15 protein-coding genes, 1 other RNA gene and 1 pseudogene are annotated in these 17,743 nt (G+C 35.4%); 5 read left to right on the top strand and 12 right to left on the bottom strand.

Going from position 1 to position 17,743, the window contains the following annotated elements:
* Nucleotides 1-43: 43 nt before the first annotated feature.
* From JR050_RS16685 to JR050_RS16645, 9 genes are all read right to left on the bottom strand, one after another.
* A complete protein-coding gene (locus tag JR050_RS16685; RefSeq protein ID WP_204204739.1) occupies nt 44-1,561 on the bottom strand; it encodes a carboxypeptidase M32 in 1,518 nt (505 codons plus the stop codon).
* A 52-nt stretch (nt 1,562-1,613) separates the two neighbouring features.
* Entirely contained in the window at nt 1,614-3,542 is a 1,929-nt protein-coding gene (locus JR050_RS16680; protein ID WP_204205130.1) for an ATP-dependent DNA helicase, read from the bottom strand.
* A 384-nt stretch (nt 3,543-3,926) separates the two neighbouring features.
* Nucleotides 3,927-5,066, bottom strand: coding sequence for a THUMP domain-containing class I SAM-dependent RNA methyltransferase (locus tag JR050_RS16675; protein ID WP_204204737.1), 1,140 nt, complete (start codon nt 5,064-5,066; stop codon nt 3,927-3,929).
* Nucleotides 5,067-5,193: 127 nt separating this feature from the next.
* Nucleotides 5,194-5,581: RNase P RNA component class B (gene rnpB / locus JR050_RS16670), an RNA gene on the bottom strand.
* A gap of 80 nt (nt 5,582-5,661) precedes the next feature.
* Entirely contained in the window at nt 5,662-5,952 is a 291-nt protein-coding gene (gpsB, locus tag JR050_RS16665; protein ID WP_204204736.1) for a cell division regulator GpsB, read from the bottom strand.
* A gap of 357 nt (nt 5,953-6,309) precedes the next feature.
* Nucleotides 6,310-6,870, bottom strand: coding sequence for an SLOG family protein (locus JR050_RS16660; RefSeq protein WP_204205129.1), 561 nt, complete (start codon nt 6,868-6,870; stop codon nt 6,310-6,312).
* 86 nt (nt 6,871-6,956) lie between these two features.
* Nucleotides 6,957-7,262 (bottom strand): spore coat protein, encoded by a 306-nt coding sequence (locus JR050_RS16655; RefSeq protein ID WP_204204731.1) that lies wholly within the window; start codon nt 7,260-7,262, stop codon nt 6,957-6,959.
* A gap of 409 nt (nt 7,263-7,671) precedes the next feature.
* Nucleotides 7,672-8,937: a ribonuclease H-like domain-containing protein gene (locus tag JR050_RS16650; RefSeq protein WP_204204729.1), complete on the bottom strand. Its 1,266-nt coding sequence runs from the start codon at nt 8,935-8,937 to the stop codon at nt 7,672-7,674.
* Between the two features lie 31 nt (nt 8,938-8,968).
* Nucleotides 8,969-11,224, bottom strand: a complete 2,256-nt coding sequence (locus tag JR050_RS16645) for a DEAD/DEAH box helicase (protein WP_204205128.1) — start codon at nt 11,222-11,224, stop codon at nt 8,969-8,971.
* Between the two features lie 612 nt (nt 11,225-11,836).
* Between JR050_RS16645 and JR050_RS16640 the strand changes: the two genes are divergently transcribed.
* On the top strand, nt 11,837-12,043 hold the full coding sequence (locus tag JR050_RS16640; protein WP_204204728.1) for a hypothetical protein: 207 nt from the start codon (nt 11,837-11,839) through the stop codon (nt 12,041-12,043).
* Between the two features lie 77 nt (nt 12,044-12,120).
* Here the strand turns inward: JR050_RS16640 and JR050_RS16635 are convergent, their stop codons facing one another.
* Nucleotides 12,121-12,687 carry a 5' nucleotidase, NT5C type gene (locus tag JR050_RS16635; protein WP_204204726.1) on the bottom strand — a complete coding sequence of 189 codons (567 nt, stop codon included), beginning with the start codon at nt 12,685-12,687 and terminating at the stop codon, nt 12,121-12,123.
* A 17-nt stretch (nt 12,688-12,704) separates the two neighbouring features.
* Complete coding sequence (locus JR050_RS16630; RefSeq protein ID WP_204204725.1) at nt 12,705-13,460, bottom strand: GTP cyclohydrolase II; 756 nt, start codon at nt 13,458-13,460, stop codon at nt 12,705-12,707.
* 290 nt (nt 13,461-13,750) lie between these two features.
* On the opposite strand from JR050_RS16630, the gene JR050_RS16625 reads away from it, so the two are divergent.
* On the top strand, nt 13,751-14,215 hold the full coding sequence (locus JR050_RS16625) for a CBO0543 family protein (RefSeq protein ID WP_239454451.1): 465 nt from the start codon (nt 13,751-13,753) through the stop codon (nt 14,213-14,215).
* Nucleotides 14,216-14,468: 253 nt separating this feature from the next.
* Complete coding sequence (locus tag JR050_RS16620; protein WP_204204724.1) at nt 14,469-14,717, top strand: hypothetical protein; 249 nt, start codon at nt 14,469-14,471, stop codon at nt 14,715-14,717.
* 29 nt (nt 14,718-14,746) lie between these two features.
* Here the strand turns inward: JR050_RS16620 and JR050_RS16615 are convergent, their stop codons facing one another.
* Nucleotides 14,747-15,388, bottom strand: coding sequence for an MOSC domain-containing protein (locus JR050_RS16615; RefSeq protein WP_204204723.1), 642 nt, complete (start codon nt 15,386-15,388; stop codon nt 14,747-14,749).
* Between the two features lie 116 nt (nt 15,389-15,504).
* Between JR050_RS16615 and JR050_RS16610 the strand changes: the two genes are divergently transcribed.
* A complete protein-coding gene (locus tag JR050_RS16610) occupies nt 15,505-16,128 on the top strand; it encodes a LysE family transporter (protein WP_204204722.1) in 624 nt (207 codons plus the stop codon).
* An 87-nt stretch (nt 16,129-16,215) separates the two neighbouring features.
* Nucleotides 16,216-17,743: pseudogene (locus JR050_RS16605) on the top strand (IS3 family transposase); the annotation flags it as partial.

Genomic DNA, 17,743 nt, shown 5'->3' with positions numbered 1-17,743 from the left:
GCAAAAAGTGGCACTCTACAGAGAGCACCACTTTTTTCTTGTATTATGATAATTGGTAGATTTCACCGTATTTCTTCTCTAAGTAACGGATTAAATACTCTGCATTTAGCCCTTCACCTGTTACGTCTTGAAGAATTTCTAATGGTTTCTTCATGCTACCATGTCGATGAACCTTCTCAGTTAACCATTCTCTAATAACAACTAGATTTCCATCTTCTAAAAGTTCATCGAAGTTAGGAAGATCCTTCAACATCGCTTCTTTCATCTGTGCTGCATACATGTAACCTAGTGCATAAGATGGGAAATAACCGAATGAACCTCCTGACCAGTGAACATCCTGAAGCACACCTTCTGCATCATTCTCCGGCCTAACACCTAGGTATTCTTCCATTTTCATATTCCAGAATTCAGGCAGATCCTTTACTTCTATTTCATCATTAAATAGGCCTTTTTCAATCTCATAACGAACCATTACATGTAAAGAATACGTAAGCTCATCAGCCTCGATACGAATTAACGACGGCTTTGATTCATTGATAGCCCGATAAAAATCATTTAATGAAACATCATCAAATTGACCCTTGGCATATTTCTTAAACAGTTCGTAGTTTTTTGTCCAGAAATGTTTGTTTCGTCCTACAAAATTTTCGTAGAATAAAGATTGAGATTCATGTATCCCCATTGACGTACCGCCACACAGTGGTGTTCCAATTAAATCCTTTGAGATGTTTTGTTCATAAAGGGCATGTCCGCATTCGTGTATTGTACCGAATACAGCACTTCTAAAATCATTCTCATCATATTTTGTCGTAACACGAACATCACCTGGATTTAACCCCGTCGCGAATGGATGCACGGTTTCGTCTAGGCGACCAGAATCGAAGTCGTAGCCCAACTCCTTTAATACAGCCAAACTAAATTCTCGTTGTTGTTCCTTTGGAAATGACTGAAATAGAAAATCAGTTTTAGGCTTATGCGTTGATTCTGATATTGCACTAACTAACGGTACAATCTTCTCTCTAAGCTGCCCAAAAACTTGATCTAACACTTCAACAGTTACTCCAGGCTCATAATCATCTAATAAAGTGTTATACTTGTTTCCTTCGTATCCCCAATATTCAATAAACTTCTTATTGTACTCAACCAACTTCTCTAAGTATGGTTGAAATAGCGAGAAATCGGCTTTCTCTTTTGCAGTTTCCCAGACTGACTCTGACTTTGATTGTAAGATTACATACTCTCTATATTCTTCAGCAGGAATCTTTTTATTGCGTTCATAATCCTTTTTACATTCCTCAACTGATTTTCGAGTTATTTCTGAGATTTTTTCTTGGCATTCAGGAGTAGATAAAACTTCTAAATACTCCTCCATTTCTTTTGATGTCGATAGTGCAAATACTTCAGATGATAGAACACCTAGTACCTCTGAACGCTGTTCAACACCATTTTTAGGTGCACCTGTACGCATATCCCAATGAATTAATCCTATCGCTTCACTATATGCACTCATTTTCTTGACGTGGTTAAGGAATTGTTTTTCAACTGTTTCTATTTTATTCATCTCTTTAATTCCCCCTTTTCATCTATATTTCTACACATCACTTCAAAGTCCTCTATAAAGTAACAGCTTTTGTTGGTAAAACCGCCTCAATAGTTCTTAAAATCTCTACATCAACATCACTCGGGAGCATAACTGTAATCATACCTTTGTCTTCTGACGTTCTAATTAAACGTCCGATCCCTTGTCTTAGTCGTAGAATCATATAAGGAACCTCGACTTCCCATGTGTAATTAGAAACTTGTTTTCTCTTCGATTGGAAAACTGGATCGTTTGGTGGGAACGGTAGTGACCATAATATAACATTCGATAATGAAGGCCCAGGAATATCTAGTCCTTCCCATAAGTGCACAGCACATAGAATGGACTCCTCGACATTTTGGAACATAGAAACTAGTTCACTTATCTCTTTATCTCCTTCAAACAACAAAGGATAGTCGATTTTATGTTGTGCATGTGTCTTAAATTCTTCTAATTCTTCTTTCGTGTTGAAAAGAATTAATGTTCGACCTTTTGATTTTTCAATGCTTGAAAGGGATCTGTCGAATTTTTGTGCAAAATCATCTTGATCTACGAACTTAAAATAAAGCTCCATTTGTTCCTCATAATCAAATGGTGATTCGACTGTAAATGAGCTATAGTTTTTTATTCCTAAGCTGTTGGCTACATAATCAAAGCTGCCATTTTGCGAAAGAGTCGCAGAAGAGAAGATAAAAGGAATTTTTTGTGTAAACACTCTTTCATTTAATACTTCTTGAACCGTTCTTGGCATTATAACAAGATGATAGCTATCTGTATCTAGCTCCACCCATGAGATAACTTCTTTTGTTTTTAAAAATAATTGTAGGGAATGCTCTAGTTGATCTAAATGTTCTTCTACAATATGAAGGTCGTAATGATTAATTGTATGTAGCTCACCTTCAAATACAAGTGCTTCTCCTATGTCTACAATTCTTTTATATAGAGTTTGCGCAAGACTTAAAAGTTGCTTTGAAAACTGAATTTGCATACGACTTGAGCCTTCTACAAGTGTGCTATTTCCTCTTAATTCTTCGAAAAACCATTCATTATCTTGAAGTGCATCTTCTACTAATTCAGCAAATTCCTCACGTAAGTCATTTCCTAATAATCTAGTAAGTAACTCTTCTAACGTCCGTTCTTTCACACGGAATGTTAAAGCCTTTTGAGCAGCAATTTCCACTAAATGTCCTTCATCAAAAACAACACAGCTTGCTTCAGGTAATAACGGCAATTGTCCTTCACGCTTTCGCGATTCACTCGTCCACACATGTTCCATATAAAAGTCATGTGAGCATATGATTAAATCTACTGCTTTTCGGTAATGATCTCTCGATAAGGTTTGTCCACAGCGATGACGTTTTGAACAAGCAAAACAATCTTGAAAATGATCCCATGCTATCTGGTTCCATTCTTGATCATTGAAATCCGGATATTCCTTTCGATCTCCATAATGATAAAACTTCTGGATACCACCTTGATCATGTACAAATTCCGGTAATTCATCAAATACACGATCTTCTTTGTCAGTAGGAGCAGCAGCAATTCTCTCATCCAATTTTTTTAAACATAAATATTGATTTGGTGATTTTGCCAATCGTGCGTCAACTGTGACATCAAGAAACTTTCCAATCTTGGCAATATCTCCTTCCTTTTTTACTAGTTGTTCAATTAATGTTTCATCTGCACAAGTAATAATGGCCGGTTTACCGATGTACCTCGCATAACAAATTGCATAAAGTAAATACACGATGGTCTTTCCAGTCCCAACTCCAGCTTCTGCGAATATTACTTGCTTATCACGAAAAGACTTCTCTAGTTGAAATGCCATAAAGATTTGTTCATCACGCAACTCAAATCCAGCGTCAGGTAAAATGTCATAAAAGACATCACCAATCCACTCATTAAGTTTAGTAAAAAAGTTATCAGTTTTCCCTACTTCGAACGGTAGCTTTTGCCCAATCATTTTATCTTCCTCCAACTTTACCAATACTCAAACTCTTTGTTCGTTTTTCATTCTATTAATTATGTAGATGCCCTAAATTTGATTAGCAGCAACAATGATTACGAAAAAGGCTACATAAAAGAAAAGGGGCCCAATACGGGATCCCCCTTACTATCGTTGATGAACTGAAGCAGAATAAGCCAAAGCCTCTAGACAATTTTGTTTTGCAATAGAAAGCTCTTCAGTTTTTAGGTGTTCATAAGTCTTTTCTAAAGCCTTTAATATCTTATCAAAATCTAATGGTTCACAGTGCATATTACGGATTTCACTCCCACTTAAAAATAGAGACAGTTAACAGTATATGCTGTGAAAAAAAACGCTATTCATAGTTTGATATTTATTTTCCTATCTTCTTGGTGGTCTTGGACCCCAGAATTGATAATAGTCAGTTCGAATGAAACCGTTGAAAAGCTTACGTTTTTTCGTTGCAGGCTTACCATATAATTTCTCAAAATCAGGGTGGGACGTTAACATATATACTGACCATGTAGGAAGTTTTGCAAATGCTTTCCCCATATCTTTGTACATTTTTTCAACTGCTGACTGTTCTCCTAGCCGTTCTCCATAAGGCGGATTTCCTATAATAACGCCATACTCATCTCTTGAAGTAATATCAGTTACTTGCATTTGTTTAAATGTAATAATATCTCCTAAACCGGCTTCAAATGCATTGTCTTTTGACATATTAACCATACGGTGATCAATATCTGAGCCTATAATATTCAGTGGTTGGTCATATTTAGCTAAATCCTCTGCTTCTTCCCGTGCTTCGTCCCAAAGCTTAGAGTCAATCCAACTCCACTGTTCAGACGCAAAATCACGGTTAAAGCCTGGGGCAATATTTTGACCAATTAACGCTGCCTCAATAGGAATAGTACCAGATCCGCAAAATGGATCTATAAATGGTTTATCGGGTGTCCAGTTAGTAAGTTTCACTAGTGTTGCAGCTAATGTCTCCTTCAAAGGAGCTTCACCTTGATCAGCACGATATCCTCTTTTATGTAAACCTACACCACTGGCATCGATAGTAAGAGTTGCAACATCCTTCAAAAGAGCAACCTCAATTCGATACAGCGGCCCAGTTTCCTCAAACCATGATGTTTGTTTATATGTATTCTTTAAGCTTTCAACAACTGCTCTTTTAACAATGCTTTGACAATCTGAAACACTAAATAGCTTTGATTTCACTGATTTACCGATAACTGGAAACTCTGCATCTTTTGGAATGTAATCTGCCCAGTTAAGTTTCTTTGTTTTTTCAAAGAGCTCATCAAATGTTGTAGCTTTAAATTCTCCTATTTTAATTTTGATACGATCTGCTGTTCTAAGCCATAAATTTGCTCTGCAAATTGCTTTTTCATCTGCCTCAAAAGTTACTTTTCCGTTTTCAACAATGCAATTTTCATAGCCAAGACTTCTTACTTCGTCTGCTACTAATGCTTCAATCCCCATTGCAGCTGTTGCTATTAACGTCACTTTACCCATAAACTGCTCCTTTTTACTTCGTTTCTTATCATCATAACGCATAATAATGCTGTTTATACTTCCACAATATAAAAAGCCCTCCTACTGGAGAGCCTACACATCTTCTAGTTAGAGTCAATCAATAGCGTTCTGTAAGCCATGTTTTGTTCCGTCGTACTGCAAACGACCGACTAAGTCTCGTACTCAGGTGGTAATCATCTATCTACAGATGAATGATCTGTCGTTCCCATCGTTCATTATTCCTTAGGGAACGCTCCCCTACCATTATTTGGGTTTCTCGCTCGTGGGGTTTACCTCGTTCCACTCCTACCATTTCTAGTAGGACTTCGTCACTGTGGCACTTTCAAAGTATTCAAGCCATATCCATAGGACTTAGGCTTTTTCCCTGCCGTCAGCCAAATAATTGGCTGCCCTAGCTTATGAATTCACTAGGCACGAACACTACAAGCATCTCAGCCTGTGCGAGCATGGACTTTCCTCTACATGTAGTAAACATGCAGCGATTACCCGAACGCTAATTGATAAGCAAGACTTAGTATAATACATACAGCTGTCTATCGCAACATCAAATGTTGGTAAATTTGCCAGTTAGTCATTAATCAAATAACTTACTTCCAAATACATGTTTTTCTAAATTTGATAATCTCTTTAGAATATCAAAATTCGTATTACCTGTCGGTTGTGGAGAAGGACGTTTCGTAGTGTCTTCAGCTTGTCTCTTTAAACGAGCATTTTCCTGCTGAAGCTCCTCGATTGTTTGTGCGAAAAGTTCATAATCTTTAATAACAAGATCTAAAAACTTATCAACTTCTTCTTGATTGTACCCTCTAAGGGAGGTTTTAAATTCTTTTTCTAAAATATCTTTTGCGTTTAATTTAGATACCATATTCTTTCACCTCAATGACCTTTACCATTCATCTTTATATTTTTTCAAAAAAAGGGACAATTGTCAATTTTATCTTATTATTATGGCTATTTTTGCAAATATGTCTATTGTACACCAGTGAGTATAGTTGATCCGCGGTGCTATAAGGAGAGATCACCCTAGTTGCATTACTCCTAGAGAAGCCAGATTCCTCTCCAATATAAGATATTAATTGTCTGTGTAGATATCATTACCTATCAAAGGGACAATAAACTAAATGAAAGCAGCCATTAATATAAACCTCTTAAAGAAAATACATATTATTTATTATAATGCTATGGTCACTTATTTTGTAGCAAAAATTACAATGGTGCATGATTATTCCCATAAAATATTGTTAAATTGCTCTTCATTTACGATATCTTCTATATCATATGAGTTAATATAAATAATATCATAGTTACCCTGCTCTATTTTCTTTTGTGCTTCTTGTACCATAAATAGAGGACTTCCTTCCTTTTCCTGGTCATAAAAGACTAGTAAAGCATCACTTTTTTGAACAATATATTGGTTTTTGAGCTTTAATTGTACAGGATTTTCGTATGGCCGTTTTGTAATACTATCTACAAAATCTGCTTGCTCTAATATTAATTCATACATTTCCTTATTGTTATCATTCCATTTTGATTGTTGTTCTAGGTATGGTGTTAACACTGCTAATTGAATATGAGGGTATTGTAGTTGAAGTTCAAATACTTCCTCTGCTGCCCAAAGTTCAGTTCCCATTTGACCTGATATGATAATCCATTCTAAACCTTCTTCAATTAATGGTACTAGACGTTTTCGAATCGCCTTTTTTATGTAAGTTATGCCTAAATGGTCTTGTTGAAAGATACCTAACTCAAACGATTTATATCCTGTAATTGCAAGTACTTTCACCATTTTCAGGTCCTCACTTTATTTTTATTTTGATACTTTTAAATGCAACAAGAACTGACGAATGCCAGCTCTTGTTATGAAAATTATTATTTTCTTCCAAACATATTTCCAGGCATCGGTCCAAATCCTGGACTTGGCATTACGCCTGGACCTGGTACAGCTCCTAAACCTGGCATTGGTCCTGGACCTGGTGAGACAAAGTGTTGGTTAGAAACCTCATTTACGACAGATTCTGTATGCGGGAAATAGTGATTATGCTGATACATGTGATGATTTACATGTGTTGTATGGCTCGGATGAATGTGTGGAACAATTGTTGTTTGGTAATGATGTTGAACGCAACACTTCGTTGGGTGGACGATTGGTGCCATCATATTCGGTCTACAATTCATGCTTATTTCTCCTTTCATCTCTTTAGTTTTACAATAATAGCCTATGAGAGAAGGAGTATACATGTACTAATTAAAATACCTATTTTCCGCTATATCATCAAAATCTCCACAATTGCCTAGTTAAAAAATAAATGCAATGGTTCCTTAAACTCTGAAAATATGAAAATCGTTAAACAGATCATAAAGAAAAAAAGAAATACTAATGCTTTCCTCACAATTTACTCTCTCCTAGAATACAGATGTTTAAAAAAACGGGAAATCCCCTTTTGTTTATACTTCAACAATCGTTCATTTTACATCGAATTTTGTCATAAAACAACATGCAATTTCTAGAATTTACATCCTTTTTATTTATTCGACAGCTTGATTTGGCGATTTATAGGGATTTATGCGCTTCCCTAGGAAATAATTATAAAATTTTTCTCACTTTTCTTTGCAAACGATTATAACGTTTTTCGAGTTCAATCTCCCATTTTTCAACATATTGAACTTTGACTTTGATTTCTTTTTCCCAGACTTCTTTTGCTTTCATCGTATAGTGAATAGCACGTTGTATGTCCTTCTTCTTATGCTCAAAAAATTTTGCAAGTTCTACTGCTGCATGAAGCCTAATTTTATATGGTGCAGCTTCGCTAACTAGTTCATCCCACAATACAACTGCTTGTTTCATGTTTTGCTCTTTTTTATAGAGGGCTGCAAGATTCGATTTCGTTTCCCAAGCATTTGAATCAGTTTTTTGTAATAAGTTTTCGTAATTCTTTTTTGCTACTTCTCGATTACCTATTGAATCGAACCATCTCGCAACTTCATATTGTTCAGTATTTGTATTCTTACCACCAAAATCAAGGACTTTATTGGAAATATGGACGTAAAGCGAAATAAGTGTAAGAATATCGGTTTCGTTATGTTTCATTATCTCAAAAACACCTTCAGGATTTTCGTCCTCTAAATAATGAAAATAAATCATTGGAGCCATAAATCCTGGTGTATCACTTGTTCGATGGATATTTAGAATTTCTTTTTCAACTACACTTAGCTTTAAGGATTCATATTCTGTCTTCCACAATCGTCTACTGGCATGAAGCAAATCAAAATGACCAAATTGCGGGAGCTTAGGTACGTGATCTCGTATTAACGTATGTCGTGTTTTAACTTGAGGCCAATCAAATGCTTTACCGTTAAACGTAACGAGTGTATTATAATCAACGTCTGATAGAAAATAGTGATATAAAGCAACTTCAGATGACGGACCAGGTAAAAATAGTTGCTTAACAACAATGCGATCTTCGTACACTCTCGCATAGCCTAATAGGAAAATGGTGTTACCTGTCCCTCCACCAAGACCAGTTGTTTCTGTATCAAAGAAAAACAAATCAGAAGCTGACAAACCAGTAATTGATAAAGGATGTTCCAAACTGGTGCAATTCCACTTTTTAACCGTGTCGTTTAATGCTCCTAATTCATATAGACCATGCATTGTCGTTAATGGATATACTTTTTCTCGAATGAAAATATATTCGTTCTCAAAGAAATAAGGTTTCGCGTCAAAAGCTTTCCAATCGTCTAAAAAAGGTATACTCGGAGTACTGATATTCTTCTCGACCTTTTGTTCTGCTTTCATATCTTCAGAAACTAAATGTTTTTTCATTCGATTTAATTTAGATTTTAATGACATGCTACTCCCTCTTTACTTAACTCCAGTTGATTTAGCTTAATAATGATTTTAGCAATGATAATGCAGTTTTCTTTGTATTTGATTCAAAGAGATCTAATCCTACACATGATGGACAACCTGAATCGCAAGGACATGAAGTAATCGTAGATTCTGCCTCTTTCATGATTAATTCAATTTTTTCATAAAGCTTCTCACTTAACCCAATTCCACCTGGATAACGGTCATACATATATACCGTTGGTTCTCCTGAGTGTGTTGCTTTAACTTGGGGAACAATATGCACATCTGCTGGGTCACACATGACCAATAGAGGAACGATATGTTTCATAGCATGTGCAATACCTACTAATCCTTGTTCAAGCTTCTTTTCTGTCATTTCCTCATCACCACTGAATGATATCCATGCCGCATTCGTATGGAGCTCCTCTTCTGGAAGGTGGATAGGACCTGAACCGATATTATCATGTGTTTCGAATTTAATCTTTTTAAAGATTGTCGCCATAGCCGTAACCATTACATCTCCATAACCGACACTAATTTTGTTCAATTGTTGATGCTTATCCATTTCAAGCACTTTTAACTGTACGGCTAAATTTGCATCTGTATAATAATCTACTTCTACTTCTCTTACAAATGCTTTTTTCTCTTCCCAATCTAGCTTTTCCACCTGGAATTGTGTACCTTGGTGAAGATAAATGGCTTCATCATGTAATAATGTCATTGCACTAAAACGATCCATCTCACCAATGACCGTTGACGCACCTGTCACAGAAATATCTATAATTACAACATTTTCTTGTGAGGCAGAGCGAAGGCTAATATTATGGGCGGGAAAACTGTCATTCATCCAAAACCATTTATTCGCTTTATGATGTAGCACTCTCTCCTCTGTTAGAAAATCTAAAATATCTTCTAACTCAACATCACCGAACATATCTCCTTGTTTAAATGGTAACTCATAGGCTGCACACTTTATATGATCAAGTAAAATAACTAAGTTATTTGGGTTAATTCGTGCTGTTTCAGGATTTTGTTCGAAGAAGTATTCAGGATGTTGAATGATATATTGATCTAATGGATTTGAGCTACCGACCATGATAATTAGGGCTTCTCCTTGTCTTCTCCCTGCTCGTCCTGCTTGTTGCCACGCACTTGCAATTGTGCCAGGGTATCCTGTCATAATACAAACTTGTAATTGACCAATGTCAACCCCAAGCTCAAGTGCATTTGTGCTAACTACTCCATAAATCTCTCCATTTCGTAGCCCGCGTTCAATTTCTCTACGTTGTTTTGGTAAATAGCCACCGCGGTATCCTTGAATAGATTTAGGACCTAATTCTCGGCTCACAAGCTCTTGTAAGTAGGTTAGAATAATTTCCACACGAACTCGGCTACGTGCAAACACTATCGTTTGAATTTTATTTTTCAAAAATTCTCCCGCTATGTCTCGCACTTCTAATGTTGCACTTTTTCGAATGTTAAGTGGTTTATTTACAACAGGCGGATTGTAGAAAGCAAAATGTTTTCGTCCAGATGGTGCTCCATTATTTGAAATTAATGACATTCCACATCCTGTTAAGTTTTCTGCAAGTTCTCTAGGGTTGGCAATGGTTGCCGACGTACAAATAAATTGTGGATTACTTCCATAGAACTCACATATTCTTTTTAGTCTACGGATTACATTCGCCACATGACTTCCAAAAACTCCACGGTATATGTGCAGTTCATCAATGACGATATACTTCAAGTTCTCAAATAACGATACCCACTTCGTATGGTGTGGTAGTATTGCTGAATGAAGCATATCAGGATTGGTAATCACAATATGCCCTGCTTTTCTCACCTTTTGTCTTATTGATGGTGCAGTATCTCCGTCATATGTATAGCTATTAATCGACACACCAATTTCGTCTATTAATTCATTAAGCTCACTTTTTTGATCTTGAGCAAGCGCCTTTGTCGGGAAAAGATAAAGTGCACGACTGTCATGATCTTTAATGATGGATTGAAGGACAGGAAGGTTATAACAAAGTGTTTTTCCGGATGCTGTTGGTGTAACAGCCACAAAGTTTAATCCTGCTTGAATAGTTTCGTACGCTTCAACTTGATGCGTATAAAGCTCCTTAATGCCTCTTTTTTTCAGTGCAGAGTGTAACCTATCATCTATAGAGTCGGGTATAGGTAAAGTTTGAGCTTGCCTTGCTTCAATCGTATGCCAGTGAACAATTTGTTTATTTGCTTTTAAATCTTGAATGATGTTTTGCAATGTTTGCTTTCCAAATGGCATCATTTCCAATCCTCTCTCATTTCCTCCTTCTATTTTAACGAATGAATGTTCGTTTAGTAAATAGAAAAACACCTGACCTTAAATAGTTTACTATTCAAGATATTTAGAATCCTTGCAGTTACAACCATATAGTATTAAATGGTAAATCTTTCTGTGAGAAATTTTTATACTAGTCCCTTCTTTGGAAGTTGCATTATTTTATTTCCTAATATCCATTTGCTAAAGGTAAAATTTACTATTGCTATATCATTTCTCAAATTAGAAACTACATGAATTATTACTAAAGGCTGTTTTCGCATACTTTGTTGTTATTTTTACAAAAAAAGAATTTTTTTAGGTCCGTTGATTTAACAGCGCTATTCAAATAGCAACAATCTTTACGAAAAGAGCCTTACTAAATTAGTTATCAAAACTTGAAACGAAAACATTGCCAGCATTATGTTTCAAAATCAAGTAAATATTAAGGTTGCGGGAGAAGTTCTTTTCCTCCCAAAACTCTAATAGAGGAAGTGCTATCGGATGAATAATTGGATGCTAACTCTTTTTAACAGACGTACAGTTAACACTATATTAAGCTTGTTCGGAAAAAAGAGAAGTAACAGGAGTATGGTAATGTGGGCTTCTTTGTTAGGGTTGGTTATTTCAATTGCCGCTTGGGGTTCTAAGAAAAACGGAAATCAAGTGACGCAACAGAATCCACTCCAAAATGTTATGGAGAATCTGCAAAACATACCAACAGCTAATTTACTAAAATCTATATCAACAACCGAATTTTCTGGGGAATTACACCCTTTAAAAGATCCATTATCAGACGAGTAGAAGATAAGGCAAGCTCAATTCTGGGCATGTATTCCTTAAGGAAAATAGAGAACAGGGTAAAAAAATTCACCCTGTTCCTATTTGTTCTTCAAAAATGTTTTGAGTTCATACCAATGAAAAATACGTGGACCTGGATAGTTTCGATTATAAGATTGATCCTTTAGCAATGGCTGAACAGATTCTTGACTCAATGTTTCCAAAATAGCAGGCTTATCATCAACATAGTAATCTAATTGCAATTCTTTTATAAAATTCACCTTTTCATGATCCTGCATACCATAGAAAAACCGGGTATCCTCTATCGGAAAGCCTTTCTTTTTCATCCATTCTTTTGTCCGCTCACCATGTTCTTTAGGTCTAGCCGTTATATAATATATTTCATGCCCTTCTGCCATTAATTCCTTTAATGTTTCAATCGCCCCATCATAGGGAGGACATTCCGTATAATAAATTTCCTCTAAGGAACGATTCCACATATTATTTCCTTGTTCATCTGTTAACCCAAAGAGTTCATGAATTTCTACTCTATTCAATTCATAAAACTGTTCACTTGGAACATCTATGTTTAATTTTCTTTTATATATTTCAAAGGCATGTTCTCTTAAGTTAATTAACGTGTCGTCTATATCAAATCCAATTTTCATGAGTTAATATCCTTTTTTTAGTCTTTAGGACAAGTAGTATGGTCATCTAAGTGACCAGATCGTTGTACTTTTGTTTGAAGATATCTTTCATTAAATTCAGATTTATCTCCCCATATTGCTTGTCTTCCCGATACAGGTAATCCTGATTCTTTAAGTGCTTGCAGCTTTCTAGGATTATTCGTCATTAGTGTAACAGGCTTAGAACGAAGAGCTTTTAGTACGTAAATTGCATCTTCATAATTTCTTGAATCGTCTACAAACCCTAAGCTTTCATTTGCATCTACTGTGTCATACCCATTTTCTTGGAGAACATATGCCATAGCTTTACTAAACAATCCAATCCCACGACCTTCATGGTTTGCTAAGTAAAATAACGCCCCTGTTCCATGATCCACGATCATTTTCATCGATTCCTTTAACTGATAACCACAGTCACAACGTTTACTTCCAAAAATATCACCAGTATGGCAGATAGAATGCATACGAATAATTGCATCTTCCTCATATTCGAAATCGCCATACACTAAAACACTTGATTGCTGTAGTTCAGCTAAGTTTACTGAAGAAAGTTTTTCTATAATATTTTCAAAGTTCTCTGTAACCTCATTACAATTTAACCAGCAATACCAGCTAAACACGATTGTTTCACCGTATAAGTTTACTGGTAATCGAATTGGTCCTACTAAATAAACCGCTCCTTTTTCTGTCCGGATGAGTTGGATTTTATCTTCTAGTATTTCTATGACCTTGGGGTCCAATTTTGTTTGATTCATTTTTTTATCACCTTTTTATTTTTAGTGTGTTATTATATGATTTTTTTCATGTATTCGCTTCAGTATTTTCTAATCCTTATAAGTTTGTATGATTATTTCATTTTTCTACGCATGTTACCTTACATTTATTAACAAACTAACTCTAATTGATAATAATGAATGATAAGGAGTAAGTTTATGAATGAATCACAAGCAGATCATTTAAATAAAATAAAGAGAATGTCAGTAGAGCTTTCAAATGAGCAGATTGTCTATTGGTTTAACTATTCATCTTTTGATACTTGGCAATTTTGGGTGAATGTTGGAATCTTGGTGATCCCGTTAATATCCTCTTATTCAAGATAGACAGAAGTAGAGCACTTCACCTTGGTTTTTTTGGTTATAATGTACACGTTCTTTCAACTTACATTGATGGCTATGCAACAAATCATGGAAATTGGGAATACCCCTTTAAAGCGATACCTTTTTTACCAATTAGTTTTGGTTTAGATACTTCTTTAATTCCAGTAGTATATATGCTTGTCTATCAATGGACATTAAATCACAAAAAAAATTATTACATAATGCTATTGCTAGTATCAGCGGTCTTTTCCTTTGTTCTAAAACCTATCCTCGTTTCTTTGGACCTATTCCGATTTGGAGACGGGCAAACATACTTCCATTTGTTTTTTTGGTACTTTATCGGAGGTGTAATAGCAAAATGGATTACGAACGTATTTTTATACTTTGAGAAAAGTGCAAAAGGAACAAATTAATTCTAACCAAACAATTGTTTTGTGTCTAATTTTAGCTGCCATAAATAAGTTTACAGATTCATTTTATAAAAATTGGCTCTGTTCAACAATAATGTTGATTTCCGCGTCCGGCAATCCCTTTCCTTGGTGCTACGGGAGCCCTTGTCGCTATGCTCCCACAGGAGTCTCACACCTTCCTTACAATCAACATATAGCTAAAAATCAACAATGTACTTTAACAGAGCTTAAAAATTAATTAAAGGAGTCTATAAGTATGGAAAATATTAACATAACAGAAGAGGCACTAAAAGCCTTACACCATGCAGAAGAAGCTGTATACAGTGCACAGTCAAATTCCCATATAGAATTTCGACAGAAAGCACTACAACAGCTCTTAATTGCAAAAGATAAAATTGACCTTGCCTATTTGCAAAGCCCTACCTCAGATCAACAGCATCGTTTACATCAGGCTCAGGAGCAATTACGTCACTTAACAGAGGCTCATCAAGCTCTAGAAAATTAGTATTCGATTGAAACTAATATTGAAATTCGTTAACCTAAGTTATGTATTCTACTCTTTAATTTCTCTTTCCAAATATCGGCTAACTCCTCAATTGCGAGGAGTTTCTTTATATCCTTCACATTATTTTTATCATGGAAATAAAGCTCATTTGACTTAAGTACAGACATTGAGTGAGGTAGTCTTTCTTTTAGGACAATAGGTGAGTTTTGCATAATCCATCCTTCTTTTAAAACTCTTCCTAGGAACCCTGTATATCCCGTCTCCACTAATCTACCTAACAATTTATCTAAGCCATTGTATTTCGATAATGTATTGCACGGAATACGTGCTTGCGTTATTTGAATCATCGCATCCCCAACTTGATAAACATCTCCAATATGAGCAGTTGCTTCAGAAAGTCCAGAGACTGTAAGATTCTCACCAAAACCTGGGACAACAAGCTCCTTTCCAAATTCTTGCTTCCATTGCTTATAATGTTCATAACAGTATAGGAGAACTGCTCGGTCTGGTCCACCATGGAATTGAATCTGTTCTACCCCATCGTCTTTAAAACCATTTTTCGTTAAGAAGGCTTTCTCTACATATTGTTTTCCTACACCTGATGTAAAGAAATGTTCCTTATATTGAATTTTATTTGGTTTGCCAATATTTAACGATACCAATTTCATCATGTTACCTCCTTTAAGATAAAACTAAAAATAATTAGTCGTACAACCTATCCTACTTGAATACAAATGTACAAGATGTATTTAAATTTTACAACGTGTTTGTAGGAGTGGTGTATAACGTGAGCATATTTTTCAGTTATATTTTTCTAGGATTATCATTAGCCGCACCCATTGGCCCCATTAATGCTGCGCAGTTAGACAGAGGAATTAAACAGGGTTTCTTTCATGCATGGTTAATTGGACTTGGTTCTGTCGTTGCAGATATTGTATATATGTGTACAGTTTACATGGGCATGGTGCATTTTATTGAAATTCCTATTGTAAAAGCATTTTTATGGTTGTTTGGTTTCTTTGTTTTAGTTTATACAGGTATTGAGAGCATTGTAAGTGCTGTAAATTTGAACACAACAAATCGAAATAACGGAGACTCTCATATTAAAACGTTCTTTACTGGTTTTTTCATGGCGTTATCTAATCCGTTAACAATTTTATTTTGGCTCGGTATCTATGGATCCATTCTTGCCAAGTCCGCATCGAGTCTACAACATGATCAACTTATTTTATACAGCTTTGCAATTATACTAGGCTTACTACTTTGGGATGTAACAATGGCAGCTGTTGCAAGTACATTTAGAAAAGTTCTAACAGATTCTGTCCTAAAAGTTATATCTGTAGTTTCAGGCCTCTCTTTACTAGGCTTTGGTATTTATTTTGGACTTCAAGCATTTCATTTATTGTTTTAATGAAAAACGACAAGCTCATCTGATATGCTCCCCTTTAGGTAGACAGATTAAAAATAAAAATCTGACTACTAAAGGGGAGTATTTTTTATGTCTAAAAGAGCCTTTACTCCGAAGTTTAAAATTAAAGTATTAGAAGCATGGGAAGATGGGTCATTTACCTTAGCGGAGATCGTTAAACAGTATAAGGTTAGTGAATTCACAATCAGGAAATGAAAATATAGTTTTGATACATTTGGTTCTGAAGGTCTTAAAGAATCCTCAACTTGGAAAAGGTACTCGAAGGAAATAAAGCTTTTAGCTGTTAGTGATTATCTGTCTGGTAAATACTCTTTACTTGAGGTTGTCAAAAAGTATGAAATATCAAGTCATTCCGTCCTCCACGAGTGGATTAAGAAGTATAATACTCATAGAGATTTAAAGGATACGTCAAAAGGAAGGACGAGCTCTATGACTAAGGGAAGAAAAACAACTTGGGAAGAACGAATACAAATTGTACTTGATTGCTTGGGGAGCGGAAAAGATTATCAAGAAGCAGCTAATACTTATAATGTTTCTTATCAACAAGTCTATCAATGGGTTAAGAAGTATGAAGTGGCGGAGATGAAGCACTAAAAGATAAACGTGGTATTAAGAAAGAAGAAGCTAAGCTTACTCCAGAAGAGAAAATCGAACTTCAAATGAAAAAGTTAGAAAGAGAAAATGAACGGTTACGTGCGGAGAATTTATTCTTAAAAAAGTTAGAGGAGATCGAAAGGAGGCGAAAATAAGCCTAATCCGATTTGAGGATAAGTATATCGCTATTCAGGAGCTTCACAAAAATGAGAATTTAAGCATTAGTTTACTTTGTGAGATCGCTGAAATTGCACGTTCTGCATACTATAAGTGGCTTAACCGTACCCCTTCTACCCGAGAAATACTGAATGAAGAAATCATTAAAGAGATGAAAATTCTCCATAAAAAGGTTGATAACACCTTCGGCTACCGACAAATGACGCTTCATATGAACAGAATGTTTGAGGAGAACCTTAATCATAAAAGAATTTACCGATTAATGAAAGTGGCTGGTTTACGCTCTGTCATTAGGATTAAGAGGAAACAATATAAACGTTCTACACCTCAACATGTGGCAGACAATATATTAAATCGAGAATTTACCGCGGAAAAACCAAATGAAAAATGGGTTACGGATGTGACAGAATTTAAGTATGGTCAATCAAAAAAGGCCTATTTAAGTGCGATTCGTGACCTATATGATGGTTCAATCATAAGTTATGTTCTAGGACATTCTAATAATAACCAACTTGTATTTAAGACACTTGACCAAGCTACAGTACTATTAGCTGCGGAAAAACCACTTATCCATAGTGACCGTGGATTTCAGTACACCTCTAAAGGATTTAAACGTAAAATAGATGCGGCGAATATGACACAAAGTATGTCACGAGTTGGTCGGTGTATTGATAATGGACCAATGGAATCCTTTTTTGGAACACTAAAATGTGAGAAATATTATTTGCATAAATATAAGACTTTTGAGGATCTTTCTCTTGCGATAAATGAGTACATTCATTTTTATAATCATGAGAGATACCAAAAACGATTAAACGGCCTTAGC

It is taken from the genome of Bacillus suaedaesalsae, assembly GCF_016890225.1.
Taxonomy (GTDB): Bacteria; Bacillota; Bacilli; order Bacillales; family SA4; genus Bacillus_BS; species Bacillus_BS suaedaesalsae.
This window is presented reverse-complemented; position numbering and strand designations above follow the sequence as displayed.